Consider the following 3,207-nt stretch of genomic DNA (forward strand, 5'->3'; position numbering starts at 1 on the left):
GTTTACGGATTAACTCTTGAAATGCTTGATAAATTGCTGAATAAGGAATATCTCTTTGGAGTTGGTCGAATTTTCCACTAATATATTTTCCTCGTTTCTTTGTGATGGGTTTGTGAATTTCATTGACTAATGCTGATTTGCCAATTCCTGAATAACCAGAAATTAGGATTAATTCTGTTGTTCCAAGACTGACTTTTTCAAATGTTGTTAATAGTTGAGTAACTTCTTGTTCTCTACCATAGAGTTTTTGAGGAATCTGAAATTTCTCACAAATATCTTGAGTTGCTAAAGGAAAGTCTGAAATTTCTCCTATAGTATTGAATTGCTCTAGACAGGTTTGTAGATCTGCTTTAATTCCCCAAGCATTTTGATATCTTTCTTCTGGGGTTTTTGCTAATAGTTTGTTGATGATGTTAGAGACAGAATTAGGAATGTTGGGAATTAGTTGATGTAGTGGTAATGGTTGTTGGGCAATATGACAATGAACTAATTCCATGGGGTCATTTGTTTCAAAAGGTAGTTTGTTGGTTAAGAGTTCATAGAATGTTACACCCAGGGAATAAAAGTCGCTACGATAATCTATGCCTCTGTTCATTCTACCTGTTTGTTCCGGGGCAATATATGCTAAAGTTCCTTCTAGTTGGTTGGGGGGAAAGACTGTGAGATATTCTTGGGATAAACGGGTAGATATGCCAAAGTCGATGATTTTTAGTTGTTTTGTTTGGGGGTTATAGACAATATTTGAGGGGTTAATGTCTTTGTGGATAATATTAGATTTATGAATTGCTGCTAGACTTTCTGTTGTTTTAATGGCGATGGTTAGAAAGTTTTCTAAGTTTAATTGAGATTGAGATAGTAATGATTTTAGAGATTGACCGCCGAAGTCTTCTAGAAGTATTGCTAAACTATTCTCATATCTTTGTAGATCGTAAGCTTTAATAATAGAATCTACATTCAAAGAACGAGTAATTTCATATTCTTGTTTGTAGCGGGTGAGTTCGGAAGCAGTAGGGTAGTTTTCTTTGAGGATTTTGAGAATAATCGGGTTATTATTTTCCTTTAAAGTAGCTTGATAGATGAGGGAGTTAGGACTTTCATAGATTTTTTTGATGATTTGATAGTTAGTTTTCATAAGCTCTTAATAAATAAGCCATAAGATAAGCCAATCAAGTGCAGTTTAGCACTTTGCTTATCCTATGGCTAATTTTTTCAATGAGGCTTAATTTAACTAGCACAACTCATTGGTAAATAAGGATAAGGAGGAGTAATATATTTAAGTTTGATTCCATCCTCCGGACTCCAAGCTTTTTTACAAAATGGTAATAGATTTTTATCTGATTCATCGCCGCAATTTGGATAAATTTCCTTCGCATACGCCCAATTTTTGATCATCTCATTGTAAGATTTCTCAGTTTTAACCTCTGTACCAAAATCAGGGCGTGGAGGATAAGGAATTAATGCTTTGTAGTAAGGAGGTCGAGGATTGGCTGTACCTTTCTTCTGGATCTCGTCTATCGTGCCTGTAAAGCTATCCGCATTTATCAAGAAAGCGTAAAAACAGCACGCTTCATAAGTGGAAAGCATAGGAAAACATAGGGGTAAATATTTGTTTTCTTCTTTATACTTGAAATAAGCTTGTCCACAAAACAGCAGATTCAAAGAAATACTATGCCAATTTTCTTGATCTGGCATTATAATATAAGGCTGTCTTTCTAGTTCTTTCCATCGGTCTTCTGCTGTTTGAGATGTATAATCAAGGAATTTGACATTTGTCTCAGAATCAAGTACTTGATCGCCAGTAAGAAAAAGTTTCCTGATCGTCTTAAATCTTATAATATTTTGCTTTTTTGTATAAAATTTCTCTTCGTCTTTTAGCCATTCTTCCTGACTCCAGCCTGGCTTATCGTCCTCGATATCATGCTTTTGGAGCCATGACTTGGCAATCAATTGAGATAGTTTTCTCGCTTGCAAAAGTCTTCGCACCATACTATATTGACCTAATATATCCTGAGAAAGTTCAATATCCTTCTTAAGATCACCAAATATATTTTCCATGTTTACTCCTTCATAAGGCAATCCATTGATATATTTCTCTGGCAATCCTAACTCTGTCGTGAATTCACCTTTTGTACCTATATATATTGTTCTTTTTAATCCTAGTTCACAATTGCTAGGACTCCCTTCTTTTTCAACTATCAGGACCTGATACTGTAGAGCATTTGGATCATTTGAATCTGGTCGTTCTATTCCTGGAATTGATATATTATTACCATTCGCTACGTTGGTAAACATACTTATTACTACCTCTTAAAAAAAATGTGCTTAAAATGAGTAATTGTCTCTATTTCTTACAGAAATAAGACTTCGTACAGAAATAAGACGTTTTTGAGGTCAATTAACTGACTTCAAAAATTATAGTTAGGCAAAAATTTTGACATTGTTGCGTCTATTCTGTAGAAAATGCGTAAAGTTGGCCTTGCCCAGTTATTTTGGCTTTTAGAGAGCTACGACACACTGGTTTTTCAAATCTCTTTACCTGTTTATTAGCCTAATATTATAGAATCATAAACCCATAAATCAGTTAAAAACTGGCCATTGCAAAATTATTATCCTACCGTAATATAACATTGACAGCAACAATATTCTGATGGGAGTAATTTTACCAAAAAATTGGGTTTAAAGCCTCACCCTTTTTTTATAAGAAAAGGCAATTATTAATTATTAATTATTAATTATTAATTACTAAACAACCCTATGAAGTTGTTGTTGACTTCTAAAATACTGTCGATATAAATCACAAGTTAACGTGGCCTTATTTCGATCTAACTTAATTAACCCCATACTACTTAACTTATAAGCAATAATAGACTCTAATAATATTGGTTCATTAATATTGACAAGATTTTGCACAGCGATCGCTAATTCTGGCTCCTCTTCCAACTTGACTTGATGACGCCGCAAATGACTGCCATAAATTCCGGTAGATGTGGCTGCAGTTTCTAATAATTGTCTCATTGTTACATCTTCTCGACTCAGATGATAAATAGCCAGATGCACCAGTGATGGATGTCCTCCGGTGGTTGCCATCAAAAGATGTGCTTCTTCTCCATCACTCCAGTTGAGTCCATAAGATTGGGCTAATTCCAAAACTTCTTCTAAGCTAAAACTACCTAACTGAATTGGTAAACCCACATTAAAAGGTGACTG

Annotated in this window: 3 protein-coding genes; all 3 read right to left on the reverse strand. The window is 34.5% G+C overall.

From position 1 onward, the window contains the following. The coding region (locus tag AC3DU7_RS29575) for a protein kinase domain-containing protein (RefSeq protein WP_488042819.1) at nt 1–1,132 on the reverse strand (1,132 nt) is incomplete at its 3' end. Nucleotides 1,133–1,224: 92 nt separating this feature from the next. Continuing rightward, nucleotides 1,225–2,292, reverse strand: coding sequence for a hypothetical protein (locus AC3DU7_RS29580; protein ID WP_488042820.1), 1,068 nt, complete (start codon nt 2,290–2,292; stop codon nt 1,225–1,227). 450 nt (nt 2,293–2,742) lie between these two features. After that, the coding region (locus tag AC3DU7_RS29585; RefSeq protein ID WP_488042821.1) for an AAA-like domain-containing protein at nt 2,743–3,207 on the reverse strand (465 nt) is incomplete at its 5' end.

Source organism: Okeania sp., assembly GCF_983059655.1.

What these genes read in the sequence shown, in the direction of transcription:
- AC3DU7_RS29580 (WP_488042820.1), bottom strand. Translation starts at nt 2,292, where the DNA reads ATGTTTACCAACGTAGCGAATGGTAATAATATATCAATTCCAGGAATA.